The sequence below is a fragment of the Bacillus cereus group sp. Bc010 genome, from assembly GCF_027716745.1.
Taxonomy (GTDB): domain Bacteria; phylum Bacillota; class Bacilli; order Bacillales; family Bacillaceae_G; genus Bacillus_A; species Bacillus_A pacificus.
Window position 1 is genome coordinate 271,399 of sequence record NZ_JAQFUY010000003.1, and the last position, 17,769, is coordinate 289,167.

The window sequence follows — 17,769 nt, forward strand, 5'->3', positions numbered from 1 at the left end:
GGACAATACCTTTATGGTATTGTCCTTTTCTCTTATCTTAAAAAGTGCTTGAAACGATCTACTTCATCGTCATGACCAATTACAATTAATATATCTCCCGCTTGAATATTTTCCGTAGCTCGAGGGGATACAATAACTTCTTTACCACGTTTAATCGCTACAATATTCAATCCAAACTTCGCACGAATATCTAATTCGATTAAAGAATGACCATCAATTTTTTTATTTGCAATAATCTCTACAATGCTATGCTCATCTGAAAGCTCAAGATAGTCTAGCACATTACTTGATGCAATATTATTAGCAATCCTTTTTCCCATATCACGCTCTGGGTGCACAATGTGATCTGCTCCTATTTTACTTAATACTTTTTCATGGTAATCATTTTGAGCTTTTACAGTAATATTTTTTACACCTAACTCTTTCAGAATTAATGTTGTTAAAATACTTGAATTTAAATTGTCTCCAATCGCAACGACTACATGATCAAAATTACGAATACCAAGACTTTTTAATACCATCTCATCTGTTGAATCTGCAATTACAGCATGTGAAGCTATATTTGCAAACTCATTAATTTTATCCTCATCTGAGTCAATTGCCATTACTTCCATACCTAATTGAGCAAGTTCCCGACAAATACTTCCACCAAAACGCCCAAGCCCAATGACAGCAAATTCTTTCTCTTTTTCACCCACAGAAATTCCTCCAATAACATCGAATACTATGTATTTTTATTGTAACATACTTTAGATTTGCTACAAAAACCTGTATATCATTCTTTATTTTTGTTTTTGCATATAAAAATACTGTTGTAAATAAAATGCGATACTGAAAATTAACATACCAAATACAAATATGTTTCCAAATGAACTAAACGTTTCAAAAACGAATAATAACGTTTCTTGTCCGAAGAAAGCAAATAATAGTTGTGTGAATGCGAATAGCAATGCCAATATGTAATGGTGTTGATGGAATAAATAATGCGTTGCACCTAAAAAAGCGATAAACGAAAGAATGAAAATCCACCAATTTTCTAAAAACAGTTGCCAATTCGTAAATTGATACCCATTTACTAATATCGCAATAATTGCTATAACCGCCATCGTTGGCACACTCCATAACAATGCACGCCCTCTAAAGAAATGCGTACCTTTTACATCTCCCTTTTCATTTGCAATGTATGTTAGCACGACAGTACTTATATACAACACAGAGAGAATTGTTAAAACAATTATGAGCCAAAAATGCAACTGATAATATTCATGTTCTATATTCGTCACGATAGCAGCTAGCATACACGGTATTAGCATTCCCGTCCAACCATCTACTTTTCTCTCATTCCAAAATACCGTATTACCAATACGAATTCCTAATAGCATAAAAATAATGATACCTAGTACAAATAATGTAGTCTTATTTCCTACTAAGCTCGTTGAAAAAGCAATTAATCCAATAAATAAAAAAAGAACAAACCCATTCATAATTTCTAGTACAGGTGATAAATACCTTTTCACCCAGTTGTATGTCTCTTCATATTCATGATTATTCGCTAAACGGTAGGCATAAAAACTTATCCCAAAATAAACCGCCGCAATAATAACATATGTATATAAAACAAAACATAAAATCGCACTGCTAATCTGCACGTAATTCCCCACCCTTTTTTCTACGTTTCACCTTGATTTTACACACTCTCCACACGAATTGTAAACATATATAAGCTAGTTAACTAATCATCTTCTCAATAAGTGATAATGAATAATGAGCAGCGGCTCAAAACCACTGCTCATTATTTTATCCATTTGTATGCCGATGTGTATCCAGAACAGATATAAAAGATGTTTTCACCTTGGAACTAACGAATACCCACTTTAAATTGTTACAAAGTTGGCGAGCAAATTTACTTTCTAGTTCCCTTCCACTTTACATATTGATCTAAAAATACAATAGCTTTCTCAATAGCCTCTTCATCTGGCTTTAATTTTGCATGATGTAAACCATATTCTGAATTTACTCCAAGCCAAAACATAAATCCAGGAATCTCTTGAAGCATATAACCAAAATCTTCACCTGTCATTGCCTCAGTACATGTAATTACTTTCATATCAGTTTGTTCACTTACAAATTGCATAAACTCTCTCGTTAATGCTTCATGGTTATATACTTGATGATACATCGCTCCGTAGTCAATAACCGCTTCACATTGGAAGGAAGCTTCTATACCTGCAACAATTGCCTCAATCCTACTTTTAACACGACTCATTGATTCCACTGATAACGTTCGAATCGTTCCTTCTAATCGAGACTTTTCTGCTATGATATTTTGAACTGTACCGCCTGTTATTTTTCCGATTGTAATTACTGCACTATCAAGTGGGTTTACATTACGACTAATAACAGACTGAAGCTGTGTAACAAGGTGACTAGCTGCGACAATCATATCATTTGCAGTATGAGGATAAGCTGCATGTCCACCTTTCCCCTTTAAATCAACATATAACTCTGATGTATTTGCAAATAATAGCCCCTCTTTTGTAGCAATTGTCCCTACAGGGTATTCAGGTGCAATATGAAGGCCGAGAATAATATTCGGCTTCCATTCTTTTAACTCTTCACTCTCTAACATAGGAAGAGCCCCTCCAGGACCTTCTTCAGCTGGTTGGAATAGAAATACAAGGTCATCATCTATTCTTTCTGTTACAGCTGCTGTTAGGAGGCCTAAACCGATTGTCGTATGTAAGTCATGTCCACATGCATGCATCATTCCTTCATGAACAGAAGCGAACTCATATCCAGTTTCCTCTGTAATTGGTAAACCGTCTATATCTGCGCGATAACCTATAACTTTTTCTGGATTCCTTCCCTTTACTTTAACAATAACACCTGTTCTCCACACTTTCACTTCCACATGTTCATTCGAAAGCGTTCCTATGTAATCTAAAATATACTGTTGTGTTTTCCACTCTTTAAATCCAATTTCCGGTATTTTATGTAAGTCTCTACGAATTTGAACGAATTTGCTTACTACCATTTTTGCACCTCTATCTATAAAAAGCGTAAGAGCCTGTTTATGCTCTTACGCTTTTTTGTTTTTATTTCTCTGGGTTTAATTGACGAAGCTCTTGTTTAATTTCAGTTTTTGCTTTTGTCTTCTCATCAATCTCTTTAATTACACGTGCTGGAGTACCTGCTACAACTGTATATGGAGGTACATCTTCTGTTACAACAGCTCCTGCTGCTACAACTGCACCTTTACCTACTGTAACTCCCTCTAACACAACTACGTTAGCACCAATAACAACATCGTCTTCAACGATAACTGGTTTTGCTGAAGGTGGCTCAATAACACCTGCAAGTACTGCGCCTGCACCTACGTGACAGTTCTTACCAACAGTTGCACGTCCACCAAGTACCGCGTTCATGTCGATCATAGACCCTTCACCAATTACAGCACCGATATTAATTGTTGCATTCATCATAATAACAGCGTTGTCGCCGATTTCAACGTGGTCACGAATAATCGCACCTGGCTCAATACGAGCTTTAATACCTTTTAAATCAAGCATTGGAATTGCAGAATTACGACGGTCATTTTCAACAACGTAATCAACAATGTACTTGCTATTTTCATCTAGAATTGTCTTAATTTCAGACCATTCTCCAAATAATACACCAGACTTTTTATTTACAAATGCTTGTACCGTTTCAGGGAATGTTACTTCTTTTAAATCCCCTTTTATGTATACCTTTACAGGAGTTTTCTTTTCACTTTTTTGAATAAACGAAATAATTTCGTTAGCGTCCATCATTTTCATTCTTGTTGCCTCCTAAATCCATTTATAATGTTACTCTACCAAACGATAGGGCGAGTAGCAAGATAATAATCCTATTTTTCCATTTGAATTTCTTCTATAATTTCTAAAAATGCTTGTACTTGCTTCAATTGTCTAGCTGATTCACTCGTCAATAACCATGTTTCTCTCGTTAATTGGACAGGTGTTTTATACATATTTTCCTGTACTTCTTTTAAAACAGTAGAAGGTAAAAGAGCATAACCTATACCATTTAAAACGAGTTGTTTGCAAGTCTCAATTTGATCAACGACAATTGTTCTCTTAGGTGGATTAGAAAATAAACCATACCACCAATTTTGTATTTGTCCATAATAAGTCGAATCACTTTTAAATTGAATAAATGGTCTATTTGTTTCTTTTAACATCGAAATATCTTTTATTTCTTTATCCACTAAATAAAGTTCATCTTCAAATAATTGTTGCTTCTGGCCTTTATATTCTTGTGTTCCTCTCAATATAGCAACATGAACGTCTCCTTCATAAAATTGCTTTTGCACTTCACTACTCCAGCCAGTAAACAGCGATATTTTCACAGAAGGATATTTATGTACAAACTTCTTCAAAACAGGAGGAAGCCAATATTGACCAATAACTGATGCGACAGCTATTTTTAACGTCCCATGAGTTTCTGTTCTAAAAACAGCTAGCTCACTTTTAATATCCTCTTCCCTTTGTAGCATTTCTTTTGCGTAATTTGCGACTTTTTCCCCTTCAGGTGTAATTGTCAATCCTTTTTGCGAGCGAATAAAAAACTTCATTCCCCATTGTTTCTCCATAGATTGTAATCGTTGACTAAGCGCAGGTTGTGAAACAAATAAACGTTCCGCCGCTTTTCTCATATTTGATTCCTGTGCTAACACAACCATCATTTGAAAATCATCAATTTGCAACTTTCTCCCTCTTTCCTTAGCTTCCATACACCTTATCTCAATAAGCTTTTCATCCTTAATTTAACTACATACGCTTATATTTTTTATCTTTTTAAATATAATACATACACAACTGATATGCACGAAAAAAAAGTGACTTCTTCGGTTCTATGAAGTCACTTTTCTCACATTATCGATTATGTTGCCTTACTTTTTTATTCAACAATTTCAAAATCGCTCGACGTGTTAAAATCCCCTCAAAATATCCATCTTCATTGACAGCGCAAATAAATGGATGATCAATAGTCATTTCTAATGCTTTTGCAAATGAATCTTCTAACTTAAGAACCGGAATATCTTTCTTCATTACTTGCTCTACTTTCATTTCGTCAAGTCTTTCAAACTCAATGCGTTCTAGCCCTAACATACCGTCTAAAATCATAGCAGTACTAATTAACCCATGCAATTTGTACATCGGGTCCAAAACAGGTATCGCCGAATATCCAGATTTCACAAGTACGAGTAAAGCATGCTCTAAACCATTCCCTATTTGGACGTGTGCTACTTTTTCTGATGAAATCATTAAATCTTTTACAAAAATTTGTTGAAACTCGTCTTTTGGAATACTAATCATATTACATCCCCCATTTTCCCTTTTTCCTGCTTATAATTACCGGCTCTATTCACATTTTATGACAGCGTTTTCACATTATTATTTTGTCCTTACATTCTTTCAGTAAAAAACAAAATTACACAGCTATTTTAGCATATAACACAAAAAAAAGACTACCATTCCGGTAGCGCTTAATACCCTTTATTTTTTAATCTGTAAAATAACCTTGTGATTTTTTTATATTGCATCACGTCTGTCTTTTTTAAACCATTCTCGATATCTGTAAGTTCCACAGCTAAAATTTCACTCGCATAATTTTGCTGAAATAAAATATCTAGTAACAAACTTTCCTCTTCTTCCGTTAAAACAAATTCCCTTTTCATATACCCCTCTCCTTATACTCGCATCGTTACCATTATTATATAAAATTTTCAGCCTATTTAATAGATGTAATATTCAGTTTTTAGTGGAAGAAATATATAAATTGTTTTTATTTCGTATATCGATTTGCATAACTAAACGCCGCATAAGCATCTGACTTAATTTTTGCAGTTAATCCCATCGCTTGAATTTTCGCTGTCATATCTAGAATAAATTCTTTTGTTAAACCATCATTTCCGATATCTAAGTGAATCTCCATTATAAAACCAGCCCCATCTTGAGCATATGGATGCAATAAATCCCATATTGTTTGTATATGATGTGGAGTAAATAGGCATGCAATTTCTTGACTAAACTGCGTCTCTAAATATATTTTCTCACGTAAAGTTGCTGGCTTATCTTTTACTGATTGATGGTGTAAACACCCCCAGGCTCCTTTTCCAACGCGATGAATATGAATTGCCGTAATAAACCTCGTATCCTTTTGATGTGCTTGTGAGTCTGTCCCAATGGATAAACGATATAAATTTCGCGGATCCTTTTCAATGAAATTACAAATACGGGTAAAGACCATATCAAAATTTAAATGTCTCTCTGAAACATTATAAAATTTATGTTCACCGGCCACATAGTCACGTCCTTTCAATTAGACAGACTTTTCGTATTTTCATTGTATGGGACAAAAACAAAAATTATAACTCCCTACCCTTTATTCGTTTCAATATTCCGAATTACATATTGGCAAACTTGGCACGTATAAATTACGTTTTGATTCGATTGAGCCGTTAGTACATGAATAATCTCAGCAGAATTGTGACAATTAGGACAAATCACAACTGGTAAACGTTCCATATAACACACCTCCTCACTATTTTCATCCCGCTATTTACTATCCGTCCTCAATTGGTGATGGATAATAAGCTGTATAGGACGAAGAAACCCTACTAATTACACTTTCACTTTATTACCATTGTAGGAAAAATGAAAAATCCTTATACATATATACTAAAAGTAATAGAACTAAAAAAGGTGTTGCCCTATGGCAACACCTTTTTTATATGTATCAAGAAATGATATCGTAAATCTCAATTGCAACCATGTCGATATTATCGAATTGATACACTTGAGGTTTTTCACCTTGTTGATACACTTCTAACTCATACATTTCACTTTTATCGAAAAATTTCACGCTACATTTGCGCTCACCGTTCACTTCAAAATAGCGTTGTGCTACTTCACCGCTTTCAGCTTGTTCTTGTAGACTAACAAGTCGAGTTAAAATTCCTTGGAGTAGAGACATGAAATCTCTCCTTTCTCTGATCTTCCTACCAATAGGTTTTACAGCTATACTCATTCTATCCGTCATAACAGAAAAAATGTTCCACACTCTAGGATAAAGGTTATTGGCCAGAAACTCAACTAAAAATTTGTCGAAATACGAAGGAAAAAACAGAAAGAACATCTTTTCCCTTCTTTATTGCGATTTTTATACTGGAAGAATATAATAAAAAACAGTAAAAAGGAGGAATTGCAATGAAAAAAATTGAGGTTTACACACAACCTGATTGTCCGCCATGTGTTATTGTGAAAGAATTTTTAAAGCATAATAACGTTGTATACGAAGAATTTGACGTAAAAAAAGACGCCGCTGCTCGCAATCGTCTTTTATATGACTATGATTCTTATTCAACTCCGACGGTTGTAATTGATGGAGAAGTTGTTGCTGGTTTTCAAATTGAAAAATTACAACAACTTCTTAATATAGAATAGGAATAGGTAAAGACCTATTCCTATTTTTATCCCGCTATATTTTGGAAGTATGCATCTGATTGTGGCAAGTTCATATTAAACAGGATATGCCCTGATTAAAGTTTCACTTTATAATTGTTGTAACCTTTTTATTTCAGTTAAAAGTTCTTGGCTTTCATGATATCCGGCCAATTTCCATTTCCCCTGATCTCTTTGCAATGTTACAATTTGATATTGTCCACTTTTCGCCCGCTCATAAACATATAAAATTTTATGCTCTTCATCATATGACATTTTCGTTTCTGAATTAAAAGAAAATGGCGCTTCTTTTGCTGGAAGTAAATATTCACCACTTTGTTTATCACTTCTACTATTTTCATCTGTAAATACTTGAAGGAAATTCTCTGTAAAATATGGTGATAACGTTTCTATCATCTTATTCATCGGCAAACGCTTCCCACGAATTGAAAATTGGCTTTCATAGCCTTTTTGTATCGTTACAAACACTTCTTTCCGATCGACTTTCACTTCCTCTTTTCCTAAAACAGTTGTAACACTATAACCAACTAGAAAGGCAACACATACAAATAGAACTAACCATATTCCATATTTCCTCATTTTTTCACCTTCCTTTTTAGAAAACTTGTCTTTGTAGTATTCATTGTAACAATGATTATGCAAAGAAAGGGCTGGTTTCGTTCGTAAAATCTTTACAACGATAGACAGCATTTTCGGCACCATTTTCACTATTACCAATTTATGATAAAAACAAACAAAAAATGCACGAATCTCTTCGTGCATTAAAATAAAACATCTTCTTCATATAAATATTCATACGATAAATCTATAAATAAAAAGTTTTCATCATCAATCGGGAAAGAAAATGTTCGTACCATCTCACCGGTTTCAATATCAGCATATAAATCTGAAAGTCTTGCCTTATTCTCAAAACGCATTTTCATAATATTCTCTAGAAAATACGGGCGCCAACTCCAGTTCTTCATGTAATACTCAGGCATCACAATCCATTCCCCATCTTTTTTCATAACGTTTCCTGATTGTTGGAAACCATCTTCGTTACAAATAAATATACGAAAACTACATTGTGATACACTTTGGCTAAATTGTAATAACCAATCATTTATATCTTCATTCTTTTTCTGTTTGGCTAAAACATCGCCAATTCGATCACGTAACATTTCTGTTAAATTATAAATCTTTTGTAGTTTTTTCTTCTCATGTTGAATAAATTGATGACACTCATTACCAAGTCGTTCTTTCAAAACGTTCGTTTCAATAAAATCAGGTAAGCATTCTTTCAAATAATTCCCTTGATAGTACCTACCACCGTTTTTCCATGCATATTGTAATTGATAAAAAGCATCTATTTCTTCATATAACAATGTCGCACCAATTCTTCTAGCAAGTAATGATAAAGAATATAAAATATCTTGATAAGATTGTAAAAGTGCAGTTTGCCTTAAATTTGTTAAATCTACTTTTAAAATATCAGGTGCTAACACGCTAATACGTTCTAAATTACTTGTACCTGTTCCGACTTTATTAATCGAAATTTGAATACCATATGTACGATAATACATAAGCAAATGATTAAATTGCTCTATATCTTCTTTACATTCATGTTCTGTAATTTCTAAAACAATGTTTTTCAAATTTAAACCTTGTTTTTCATACATCAATAAAAGTTGAAGCAAACTTTCATCATCATCGTTCATCAATACGTTAGCATTCCGATGTATAAATAATAATAGTTTTTGATCACTTTCTAAATAACGATTTAAAGCTTTTTCTACTATAATGTTATCCGCTTCTAGTTGAAACTCACTTGGAATAGAGTCATCATGAAAGAAAGAAGCTAAACTTTGTATGCCCTCTTCTGTTTGAATACGCCCTACTACTTCATATCCAATTACAGTATGTTCATCAGCACTAAAAATTGCTTGATAATAAGGAAGGACTTTATCCAAGTTACTCATTACATCTAATGCATCTATCAACGTGCTTCCCTCCCTTTACTTTTCAAAAATTATAACATGATATTTACGGAAAAATAATAAAAAATCCCTTCAGTTTTCCTGAAGGGATTAGAGGGGTAAAATGCTAAGGGGAATTAGCAATTCTACTATGAAGAAAAAAGAGGTCTTAAATATAACGTATATATGACCTCTTGTAAACACTTTTCTTTCATATGTCACAATTCCGTCACATTTTCCTTATCCCTTTTAAAATGGATATTGATGTAAATGTTGTCCTCCATCCATTGTCATACAAGTTCCATTTATGTACGCAGCTTCATCTGAACATAAATAATAAGCTAGACCTGCAATTTCTTCTGGCGTACCAAGTCTTCCAAGCGGAACACTTTGTATCGTACGCTTAGCCATTTCTTCTGAAATCCATAATTTATCAGCACCGCCCGTACGTTCAATTGGTCCTGGCGCAATAGCGTTAACTCGGATTCCATATTTACGTCCCCACTCAACAGCGAGTGTCTTCGTCATTGCTAATACTCCAGCCTTCGCTGCAGCCGAATGAATAACTCCCGGACCTGCATCCCACGCATATGTTGCTACCATGTTAATGATATTTCCTTTTATACCTTTTTCAATCCAATATTTTCCGACAGCCTGGCTACAGTAAAATGTACCGTTTAACACAATATTAATAACCGAATTCCAGCCGTTCACAGATAAATCTTCTGCTGGACAAATAAAGTTTCCAGCTGCATTATTGATTAAAATATCAATTCGTCCAAACTTCTCATCAATCTGTTCAATCATTTTCTGAATATCATCCGTATTTCTTACATCCATTTGTACCGGTAATATTTGTCCTGGAAATTGTTCAATTTCCAATTTTGTTTCCTCTAGTTTTTCCTTTGTACGTCCTGTAATAACAACTCGTGCCCCTTCTTTTGCAAAGCGAGTCGCCATTCCTTTTCCCATTCCGCTCGATCCACCTGTTACAATAACTACTTTTTCTTTCATATATATCCCCCTCCAAAAAATGAATACACATTCATTTTATCATTTTATTTAATAGAAATCTTTATATTTTTAAACTTTTCTGATATTTTAACGTAAAGAGATTTCTTTTTATTCACTTTTTCGTTATCTATACTACTTTTACATGATTTAAAATATATTAAAAAAAACGAAAGGAGATTTGAGTAACCTGTAAATGTAACGAACACATGTAATATAAGACAAATAGGTATACTCATATTTTTATGAAGAAAATTACGAGAAGAGATTTTTTAAAAACTGGAATGCGTACTTGCCTATATTCATTTATAACGACTAGTATCGGATACTATTACGCTAAATATATTGAGCCTCATCTGCTCTCTTTTACAGAACATACATTGAAATCACAACTCATACCAAAAAGCTTTCACGGTATGAAGATTCTTCAATTTAGCGATTTACATCTCGGGTACTATTTCTCTCTCCAACATTTATCTCAAATCGTTTCTAAAATTAATGCTGTAAAACCCGACATTGTTCTTTTTACTGGTGATCTCATTGATAATTATCAAACATATACTGACACTCCTTTCGTTGCATCTATTTTAAAAAATATACAAGCACCCTTCGGTAAATTTTCTATTTATGGTAACCATGATCACGGCGGATATGGAACGGAATACTACGAACACATCATGCGTGAATCTGGATTTGAACTGTTACTAAACAGTGAAAAGAGAATCCGTCTACTGGATAATAGTGAAATTTCAATTTTCGGTCTTGATGATATACTATTAGGCAAACCAAAAATAAAGGAGACACTACAGCGCGCTCGGAAAAACATTTATAACATTGTTCTTGTTCACGAACCAGATATTGCACCGCAAATTGCTACATATCCGGTTAACTTACAACTTTCTGGTCATAGCCATGGCGGACAAGTACAAATCCCTTTTTTAGGCGCTATTATTACCCCAGCACTTGCTAAAAATTATGTAGAAGGTTTCTATACGATCCAAGATTTAGCTCTCTATGTCAATCGCGGCCTAGGCAGAACACGTGTCCCATTCCGATTTATGGCAAAACCTGAGATAACAATTTTTACACTCCAACATTCGTAATCATTCGCCTATTTTCTTACATATCCTTTCTTGTACGCGCTCATCCATGTTTCATTTACCATATGATAAAAGTGAGTCCAATAAAGGAGGTTTGTTCATGTATCCATATTATCAACCAATCCCAGTCCGTTCAGCACCTATTGGTCCAGTAGGCGACTCACGCTTCTTTCCGTTTTTTGGCGTCCCATTTCTAGCTGGTATTGCTGGTGGACTGCTTGGCGGAGCATTAGCTTTCGGTCCTAGACCGTATTACCCACCATATCCACCACCTTTCCCACCGCCGACACCTTATCCTTGTTATGGCGGACCTTGTCAACAACCATTCTATTATTAATGTACCGCAACAATTCTACTAATGTTATTTCCTTTCTTAACCGATTCATAATCCATTAACATGCTTATAATAAAAAGTATTCTCTCTACGCATCCTTTATAATAAGTAGAGAACAAAGTAAAAAACCTCTTAAAAAAGAGGTTTTTTACTTTGTTCTCATTATTCAGCATCTGTGTTTTGATACGCCATCTTAAATAACTTCACTTGGCTATCAATCTCTTCTGCCCCATTATTAATAACATAATAATATTCACCGTCTTTATTTTGTTCACGTGTTTTCACATTATCAGCTAAAGTAAGCTGTAAAATCGCCTTAATTCGTGCCTTCATTTCAATATCTAATATCGGGAAAGATATTTCTACACGTTTCTCCATATTTCTTGTCATCCAGTCAGCTGAAGATAAATATATTTTCTCTTCTCCATTATGATGGAAATAATAAATACGGCTATGTTCTAAATATCTCCCGACAACACTAACTACACGAATATTTTCACTTACATTTGGAATACCAGGTCGTAGGCAGCATGTTCCTCGAACGATGAGCTCTACCTTTACTCCAGCTTGTGATGCTTCATACATTTTTTTAATAAGTGGTTTATCAGTTAATGAATTCATTTTAGCAATGATATATCCATTTCCATATTGCCTATGATAACGAATTTCTTCATCTATTAAATCGATAAATTGCTCTCTTATATCAAATGGTGCAACCGATAAATGATGAAAATGCGGCTTTGTTGTATAACCACTCAAATAATTAAAGAAATTTGTTGCATCGACCCCAAAGTCTTTTCGTGATGTAATATAGCCAAAATCAGTATATAGCTTTGCGGTTGCATCATTGTAATTTCCGGTTCCAAGATGTACGAACCTTTCAATTTTTCCGTTTTTTCTTCTTACAACTAGCGTAATTTTACTATGTGTTTTCAAATGACTTACACCGTAAATCACATGACAACCCGCCTGTTCTAATTCTTTAGCCCAATGCACATTATTTTCTTCATCAAACCTTGCCTTTAACTCAACTAATACCGTCACTTGTTTCCCTTTTTCAGCCGCTACCTTTAGCGCCTGAATAATTGGAGAATCACCACTTACTCGATATAATGTTTGTTTGATCGCAAGTACATTCGGGTCGTCTGCTGCATCACGAACAAAATCAACTACTGGCTGAAACGATTCAAACGGATGATGTAATAAAATATCATGCTCAATTGCTTTTTCGAATACATCTTCCGCATCCCCTAAATCTTGAGGTCGTTGCGGAATAAGAGCCGGATATACTAAATGTTCATATAAAGGCGCTAGTTTTTTATATAAAGAAAATAGACATGTTAAATCTAACGGTCCATCCATTATATACACATCTTCATCTTTTACTTCCAACACTTCATATAATAACGCTAATACTCTTTCATCAATGTGTTCTTTGCCAACTTCTAAACGTACAGCAGCTCCCCACTTACGCTTTTTTAATTCTTTTTCAATTACTTTTAATAAATCTCTCGCACCTTCTTCATGAATCGTTAAATCCGCATTGCGTGTAATACGGAAACGAGTAACAGATGATACTTTATATCCAGTGAATAATTTATGAGTAAAACCACTAATTACATCTTCTAATAAAATAAATTTATGCTTTTGCCCTTCACTCGGTAAAAATATGAAACGTTCAAGTAATGAAGGAACTTGTACAATTCCTAACTTCGTGCGGTTTTCTTCCTCCACTTGTTTCTCATCATATAAAAGAGTAGCTAAATTCAAACTTTTATTTAATAACATAGGAAATGGACGATACGCATCGATAGCTACAGGTGTTAAGACTGGGAAAATTTGCTCATCAAAATACTCTTCTATAAATTCTCTTTGTTCTTTCGTCAAATCATGGAATGTTAAACGCTCAATCCCCTCTAACTCTAACGCTGGCAACACATAATTTTTAAACGTATCATATTGTACAGTCATTAATTCATGGGCCTTTATCGCAATTTTATTTAATTGCTTTTTTGGTGTTAAGCCAGCCTTATTTTCTGGTTGGTTAAACCCAGCGCTCACTTGATCCTTCAATCCTGCTACACGTACCATAAAGAATTCATCTAAATTGGAGCTAAAAATGCTAATAAACTTTAATCTTTCTAAAAGCGGATTCATCTCATCCTGTGCTTCTTGTAGTACACGTTCATTAAATGCTAACCAACTTAGTTCTCTATTGTTGTAATAAGCTGTATCATTTAAATTGACTATATTCCCCTTCAACATTTCCATCCTCTTCACACTTCCCTTGAAACTTTTTTACTATAATTTAGTTACTTTCATTTTAACAAATTACAATATTCCAAAGTGTTAATTTTTTGTGAAGACATCCGTACAACTTAGTGTTTTGATTCGAAGAATAAGTTAATATTCGTTTTCAATACTCTTTCCAGCTGCTTTTTTTGCTTTTCAGCTTGCACTTTTTCCGCTAATGCCGATTGCTCACATACAATTTTAAATGTTAATCCTTCTTTACTTTCTGTTATAGATATCGATTCAACAAGCGATCTTTGTCTTATATTTAGAGCTGCTGAAAATTGTAAAACAGCCCCTAATAGGCGGATTTTTTTTTGTTCGTTTTTATCAAACCATCCTTCAAACGGAGACAGATGTTGTTTGAATAACATTTTTGATTTATAAGACGCAATAAGCGCTAATCTAACTCGCTCTTTATGCATCATACCATCAATTGTTTTATTTGCTAATAAATAAAACGTATGTAAGCGGCTCGCTTCTTCGTCTATATATTTGCCTATATTAAATACTTTCGCTGCTTGATGGAACACTTCCCAGTCTTTTACTGACATAGAAATCAGCCCTGTTTCTTCAAGCTGTTGACAAATTAATCTTCCATGTTTAATAAGCTGCATTACAAATTCCATGTCCATTTCATATTCATGTGATAATAAATACAAACTTTCTTCGACCACGTTCGGATAATATGAAATCCCCAAATCTTTTGTCAACTCTTCATAGAAAACACCTTCTCTTAATCCTTTTCTACTTAATACAAATGCTGGTGCCTCTATAACATTAACAAGCGTATGAAATACTTCGACTGCGGGAACAATTGTATCCGCTCGATCTTTTGCCAATCCTTCCAATTTTTGAAGTTCTATGAACGACAAGCCTTCCAATTCTTCTTTCACATTTTTAATATCTTCTTCTTTCATCTTGTATAAATGTACTCCTGCTATAGGATAACAAATTAAATTTTGATGAATTTTCACTAAGTTCCTCGCACTACCACCAATTGCAATAAGGGGTAATTTCTTATCAATTAACCATGGTAATGTTCGAAATTGATATTCTAGGTACGTTTGAAGCTTGTCCAACTCTTCTTCAGTAGGTATATCCTCTTTAATAAATTGTTGCTTTAAAGAAAGTGCCCCAAAAGGAAAGCTATGATACTCTAAAATCTCTCTATTTCGAAAGTATGTAACTTCCGTACTTCCTCCACCAATATCTACTGTAATCCCTTCCGAGAACGAAGTTGAATTCATAACCGCTAAATAGCCGTAACGTGCTTCTTCATATTCTGATAATACTCTAAGAGTAAAGTCTGTTTGTCCTTCAACAAGTTTTTTAATTTCCTCTTGATTCTCAGCCTGCCTAATTGTTGCTGTTGCAACACAAAGTACATGGCGCAACTGATGGAATCGTGTACTTTCTTGAAATTGAAATAATGTTTGTAACAATACCTCTATTCCTTCTTCAATCAACACACCATCGACTAAGTAATTCCTTAACCTTGCAACCACTTTCGTATTCTCAATCTCTTTATAAAAACCTCCGTTTTGCTTTTCATAAATAACTAAACGCATTGTATTAGATCCAATATCTATAATGGCATATTGCTGTTTTAATATTTCTTTCAAACTTCTCACTCTTTCATTATCAAATTTCTAAAACACATTCTATTACTATTATACAAAATAGTTGTTTTTTGTAACAATATTGCTTTAATATTGAAAATATATACAATCACTTTTTGCATATAATAAAAATCGCTTTTACTTATGGTATAATAATGAAAAATTGAAAGGAGATTTAATATGAAACCTTCACAACCACAATCTCAATTACAAAACCAACATTCTATTAATCGACTAGCTCAATCTATTTTCGTTGTGAATCGTCATGCTAAAGCTGCAACTAATCCGAAGTATTTATACTGGTTAAAAAAGACAGCTTTAGAACGCTTAATTACTGAAAAAAAAGCTATTAAAGAAGGATTACATTTCTCTAGAAATCCACGTTTTAGCCAACAACAATCTGATGTTCTTATACGTTTAGGTGATTACTTTTTCCATATTCCTCCTACAAAAGAAGATTTTCGAATCCTACCACATCTCGGTCATCTTGAATCCTCCTATCGAAATCCGAAAACAACCTTATCTTTAACAGTAGCAAAAAAAACACTTCAAGATTATATTGGTCCTGAAGCGCTAAAACAAGAAAAAAAATTAAGTGAACCTGTCCCATGGTATAGTCGTACCTATACAAAAAAATAAAACAGTTTGGCCAATTGTAGGCCAAACTGTTTTATTTTTTCTCTTCTTTAATTTTAATATTTGCTTGTTTATAAAAAGCTATTTTTTCTGTATTATAAGATTTCGTAAATTCATTAAACTTGTCTTTTTCTGATTCAATATCTTTGTAAGACTGATTTACTACTTTTACTTTTTCACTAATATCTTTTAATTTTGTACCTTTATCTTGTAGCATTGTATATAATTCTTTTTCTTGTTTTAACGATTTATTATAGCTATCATACATTTTGTTAAATGAATCATGTCGTTTCTCATATGTGCTTTTCACTTTATCCGCTTGATCTTTCAATTTCTTATCTTCAATTTTCTTCACATATTTATCTGCCGATTTCACTTCTTCTTGTGCCTTATTTAAAGATTCTTTTTCTTTTTTAAGCACTTTTTCTCGTTCATCTGTATTTTTCACTGCTTGGTTTAGTTTTTCCTTAACAGTTTGATTATTATCTTTTCCTTCTTGAACAATCTGGTTATATAATTCTTGTCCCTCTTTCTCTAAAGTTTCAAGTTTTTTTGCATCTTCAAACATTGTTTTTTCTTGCTTTGCAGCATTTTCAAATGCAACATATAATTCCTCTTCTGGTTTCGGCCCGAAACAACCCGCTAGTAAAGTCATTGATAATGCAGTTACAATTGCTAATTTACTATATTTCAACATCTTTTTCCTCCTACTTATATACGATCATCGTGTAAAAAGCTATGAAATTGTATAACCTTCTATAAACTCCACACTCGCACCTTTTTCACGAAAATCATTCATATTGTTTATAATGCTTGTACAAATTGTATTACTTGAAATTACATTTTCCGTTTTTGGACTAAATAGCAGTTCCATATCCATCTTTTACTTGGCACTTTTTAAAACCTATTGATATTATGTATTACACAAAAGTACAACGGAATTCATCACAACCATACTAATTTGAAGAACAACAGTAATCATTCACCTGATAAAAGATGTTCGTTGTTCTCTCACGTCTATCATTCCCTTTCCCGCTTTCTATCAAATAATCTCTTTGTTCATTTTACACAGTATAATTGCTATCTTGCAACTATTCCCTAAAAAGGAAAAGTGTAGAGTATGCTTTCCTCTACACTTTTAAAGTGAAACACATTGTGCAAAATGCATTGACACATCCATCATAATTATATGCCTATTTCATATATTTTTAAAGACTTTTATTACAAAAAAAGTTCTTTTTGTAATAAAAGTCAAAAAAATGTTACAATCAAAACTTCTTCATATCATATTTCTTTACATCAAAGTTTTAC

20 protein-coding genes are annotated in these 17,769 nt (G+C 33.5%); 4 read left to right on the forward strand and 16 right to left on the reverse strand.

Annotation, left to right across the window (positions count from 1 at the left end; all coding sequences use genetic code 11):
- Positions 1-32 precede the first annotated feature (32 nt).
- The 10 genes from PDQ68_RS06775 to PDQ68_RS06820 form a co-directional block, all read right to left on the reverse strand.
- Complete coding sequence (locus PDQ68_RS06775; protein ID WP_000504032.1) at positions 33-698, reverse strand: potassium channel family protein; 666 nt, start codon at positions 696-698, stop codon at positions 33-35.
- Between the two features lie 84 nt (positions 699-782).
- Positions 783-1,649, reverse strand: a complete 867-nt coding sequence (locus PDQ68_RS06780; RefSeq protein WP_001167328.1) for a hypothetical protein — start codon at positions 1,647-1,649, stop codon at positions 783-785.
- A 254-nt stretch (positions 1,650-1,903) separates the two neighbouring features.
- Positions 1,904-3,034, reverse strand: a complete 1,131-nt coding sequence (locus tag PDQ68_RS06785; protein ID WP_000261645.1) for an N-acetyldiaminopimelate deacetylase — start codon at positions 3,032-3,034, stop codon at positions 1,904-1,906.
- A gap of 61 nt (positions 3,035-3,095) precedes the next feature.
- Positions 3,096-3,818 carry a 2,3,4,5-tetrahydropyridine-2,6-dicarboxylate N-acetyltransferase gene (gene dapD, locus PDQ68_RS06790; protein WP_000783248.1) on the reverse strand — a complete coding sequence of 241 codons (723 nt, stop codon included), beginning with the start codon at positions 3,816-3,818 and terminating at the stop codon, positions 3,096-3,098.
- Between the two features lie 71 nt (positions 3,819-3,889).
- Complete coding sequence (locus tag PDQ68_RS06795) at positions 3,890-4,774, reverse strand: LysR family transcriptional regulator (RefSeq protein ID WP_001984809.1); 885 nt, start codon at positions 4,772-4,774, stop codon at positions 3,890-3,892.
- Positions 4,775-4,916: 142 nt separating this feature from the next.
- A complete protein-coding gene (cbpB, locus tag PDQ68_RS06800; protein WP_000623566.1) occupies positions 4,917-5,360 on the reverse strand; it encodes a cyclic-di-AMP-binding protein CbpB in 444 nt (147 codons plus the stop codon).
- Between the two features lie 170 nt (positions 5,361-5,530).
- Positions 5,531-5,722 (reverse strand): antirepressor AbbA, encoded by a 192-nt coding sequence (gene abbA / locus PDQ68_RS06805; protein ID WP_000817794.1) that lies wholly within the window; start codon positions 5,720-5,722, stop codon positions 5,531-5,533.
- Between the two features lie 107 nt (positions 5,723-5,829).
- Positions 5,830-6,348 (reverse strand): ribonuclease H-like YkuK family protein, encoded by a 519-nt coding sequence (locus PDQ68_RS06810; protein WP_061183945.1) that lies wholly within the window; start codon positions 6,346-6,348, stop codon positions 5,830-5,832.
- A 74-nt stretch (positions 6,349-6,422) separates the two neighbouring features.
- The gene (locus tag PDQ68_RS06815) at positions 6,423-6,572 is read right to left on the reverse strand and encodes a hypothetical protein (RefSeq protein WP_000440538.1); all 150 of its coding nucleotides are present in this window, start codon (positions 6,570-6,572) and stop codon (positions 6,423-6,425) included.
- Positions 6,573-6,783: 211 nt separating this feature from the next.
- Entirely contained in the window at positions 6,784-7,020 is a 237-nt protein-coding gene (locus PDQ68_RS06820) for a YkuJ family protein (RefSeq protein ID WP_000055151.1), read from the reverse strand.
- 233 nt (positions 7,021-7,253) lie between these two features.
- On the opposite strand from PDQ68_RS06820, the gene PDQ68_RS06825 reads away from it, so the two are divergent.
- The gene (locus PDQ68_RS06825) at positions 7,254-7,490 is read left to right on the forward strand and encodes a glutaredoxin family protein (protein WP_000717880.1); all 237 of its coding nucleotides are present in this window, start codon (positions 7,254-7,256) and stop codon (positions 7,488-7,490) included.
- A gap of 108 nt (positions 7,491-7,598) precedes the next feature.
- Here PDQ68_RS06825 and PDQ68_RS06830 read toward each other — a convergent pair whose 3' ends face one another.
- The 3 genes from PDQ68_RS06830 to fadH form a co-directional block, all read right to left on the reverse strand.
- Complete coding sequence (locus tag PDQ68_RS06830) at positions 7,599-8,087, reverse strand: DUF3993 domain-containing protein (RefSeq protein ID WP_001233820.1); 489 nt, start codon at positions 8,085-8,087, stop codon at positions 7,599-7,601.
- Positions 8,088-8,269: 182 nt separating this feature from the next.
- Positions 8,270-9,487 carry an EAL domain-containing protein gene (locus PDQ68_RS06835; RefSeq protein ID WP_000564304.1) on the reverse strand — a complete coding sequence of 406 codons (1,218 nt, stop codon included), beginning with the start codon at positions 9,485-9,487 and terminating at the stop codon, positions 8,270-8,272.
- Between the two features lie 225 nt (positions 9,488-9,712).
- On the reverse strand, positions 9,713-10,477 hold the full coding sequence (fadH, locus tag PDQ68_RS06840) for a 2,4-dienoyl-CoA reductase (RefSeq protein ID WP_000660918.1): 765 nt from the start codon (positions 10,475-10,477) through the stop codon (positions 9,713-9,715).
- Positions 10,478-10,719: 242 nt separating this feature from the next.
- On the opposite strand from fadH, the gene PDQ68_RS06845 reads away from it, so the two are divergent.
- Together PDQ68_RS06845 and PDQ68_RS06850 are read left to right on the forward strand one after the other, a co-directional pair.
- Positions 10,720-11,577: a metallophosphoesterase gene (locus PDQ68_RS06845; protein ID WP_000724516.1), complete on the forward strand. Its 858-nt coding sequence runs from the start codon at positions 10,720-10,722 to the stop codon at positions 11,575-11,577.
- Between the two features lie 97 nt (positions 11,578-11,674).
- A complete protein-coding gene (locus PDQ68_RS06850) occupies positions 11,675-11,911 on the forward strand; it encodes a hypothetical protein (protein WP_000283744.1) in 237 nt (78 codons plus the stop codon).
- A 159-nt stretch (positions 11,912-12,070) separates the two neighbouring features.
- On the opposite strand, the gene PDQ68_RS06855 is transcribed toward PDQ68_RS06850, so the two are convergent.
- Positions 12,071-14,179 carry a polyphosphate kinase gene (locus PDQ68_RS06855; protein ID WP_014893533.1) on the reverse strand — a complete coding sequence of 703 codons (2,109 nt, stop codon included), beginning with the start codon at positions 14,177-14,179 and terminating at the stop codon, positions 12,071-12,073.
- Between the two features lie 107 nt (positions 14,180-14,286).
- Positions 14,287-15,825, reverse strand: coding sequence for an exopolyphosphatase (gene ppx / locus PDQ68_RS06860; protein ID WP_000658869.1), 1,539 nt, complete (start codon positions 15,823-15,825; stop codon positions 14,287-14,289).
- A 177-nt stretch (positions 15,826-16,002) separates the two neighbouring features.
- On the opposite strand from ppx, the gene PDQ68_RS06865 reads away from it, so the two are divergent.
- Positions 16,003-16,461, forward strand: coding sequence for a YkyB family protein (locus PDQ68_RS06865; RefSeq protein WP_000804868.1), 459 nt, complete (start codon positions 16,003-16,005; stop codon positions 16,459-16,461).
- Between the two features lie 31 nt (positions 16,462-16,492).
- On the opposite strand, the gene PDQ68_RS06870 is transcribed toward PDQ68_RS06865, so the two are convergent.
- Entirely contained in the window at positions 16,493-17,155 is a 663-nt protein-coding gene (locus tag PDQ68_RS06870; RefSeq protein WP_000922491.1) for a YkyA family protein, read from the reverse strand.
- Positions 17,156-17,769 lie beyond the last annotated feature (614 nt).

What these genes read in the sequence shown, in the direction of transcription:
- PDQ68_RS06785 (WP_000261645.1), bottom strand. Translation starts at nt 3,034, where the DNA reads ATGGTAGTAAGCAAATTCGTTCAAATTCGTAGAGACTTACATAAAATA.
- dapD (WP_000783248.1), bottom strand. Translation starts at nt 3,818, where the DNA reads ATGAAAATGATGGACGCTAACGAAATTATTTCGTTTATTCAAAAAAGT.
- PDQ68_RS06795 (WP_001984809.1), bottom strand. Translation starts at nt 4,774, where the DNA reads ATGGAAGCTAAGGAAAGAGGGAGAAAGTTGCAAATTGATGATTTTCAA.
- cbpB (WP_000623566.1), bottom strand. Translation starts at nt 5,360, where the DNA reads ATGATTAGTATTCCAAAAGACGAGTTTCAACAAATTTTTGTAAAAGAT.
- abbA (WP_000817794.1), bottom strand. Translation starts at nt 5,722, where the DNA reads ATGAAAAGGGAATTTGTTTTAACGGAAGAAGAGGAAAGTTTGTTACTA.
- PDQ68_RS06815 (WP_000440538.1), bottom strand. Translation starts at nt 6,572, where the DNA reads ATGGAACGTTTACCAGTTGTGATTTGTCCTAATTGTCACAATTCTGCT.
- PDQ68_RS06820 (WP_000055151.1), bottom strand. Translation starts at nt 7,020, where the DNA reads ATGTCTCTACTCCAAGGAATTTTAACTCGACTTGTTAGTCTACAAGAA.
- PDQ68_RS06825 (WP_000717880.1), top strand. Translation starts at nt 7,254, where the DNA reads ATGAAAAAAATTGAGGTTTACACACAACCTGATTGTCCGCCATGTGTT.
- PDQ68_RS06830 (WP_001233820.1), bottom strand. Translation starts at nt 8,087, where the DNA reads ATGAGGAAATATGGAATATGGTTAGTTCTATTTGTATGTGTTGCCTTT.
- fadH (WP_000660918.1), bottom strand. Translation starts at nt 10,477, where the DNA reads ATGAAAGAAAAAGTAGTTATTGTAACAGGTGGATCGAGCGGAATGGGA.
- PDQ68_RS06845 (WP_000724516.1), top strand. Translation starts at nt 10,720, where the DNA reads ATGAAGAAAATTACGAGAAGAGATTTTTTAAAAACTGGAATGCGTACT.
- PDQ68_RS06850 (WP_000283744.1), top strand. Translation starts at nt 11,675, where the DNA reads ATGTATCCATATTATCAACCAATCCCAGTCCGTTCAGCACCTATTGGT.
- PDQ68_RS06855 (WP_014893533.1), bottom strand. Translation starts at nt 14,179, where the DNA reads ATGGAAATGTTGAAGGGGAATATAGTCAATTTAAATGATACAGCTTAT.
- PDQ68_RS06865 (WP_000804868.1), top strand. Translation starts at nt 16,003, where the DNA reads ATGAAACCTTCACAACCACAATCTCAATTACAAAACCAACATTCTATT.
- PDQ68_RS06870 (WP_000922491.1), bottom strand. Translation starts at nt 17,155, where the DNA reads ATGTTGAAATATAGTAAATTAGCAATTGTAACTGCATTATCAATGACT.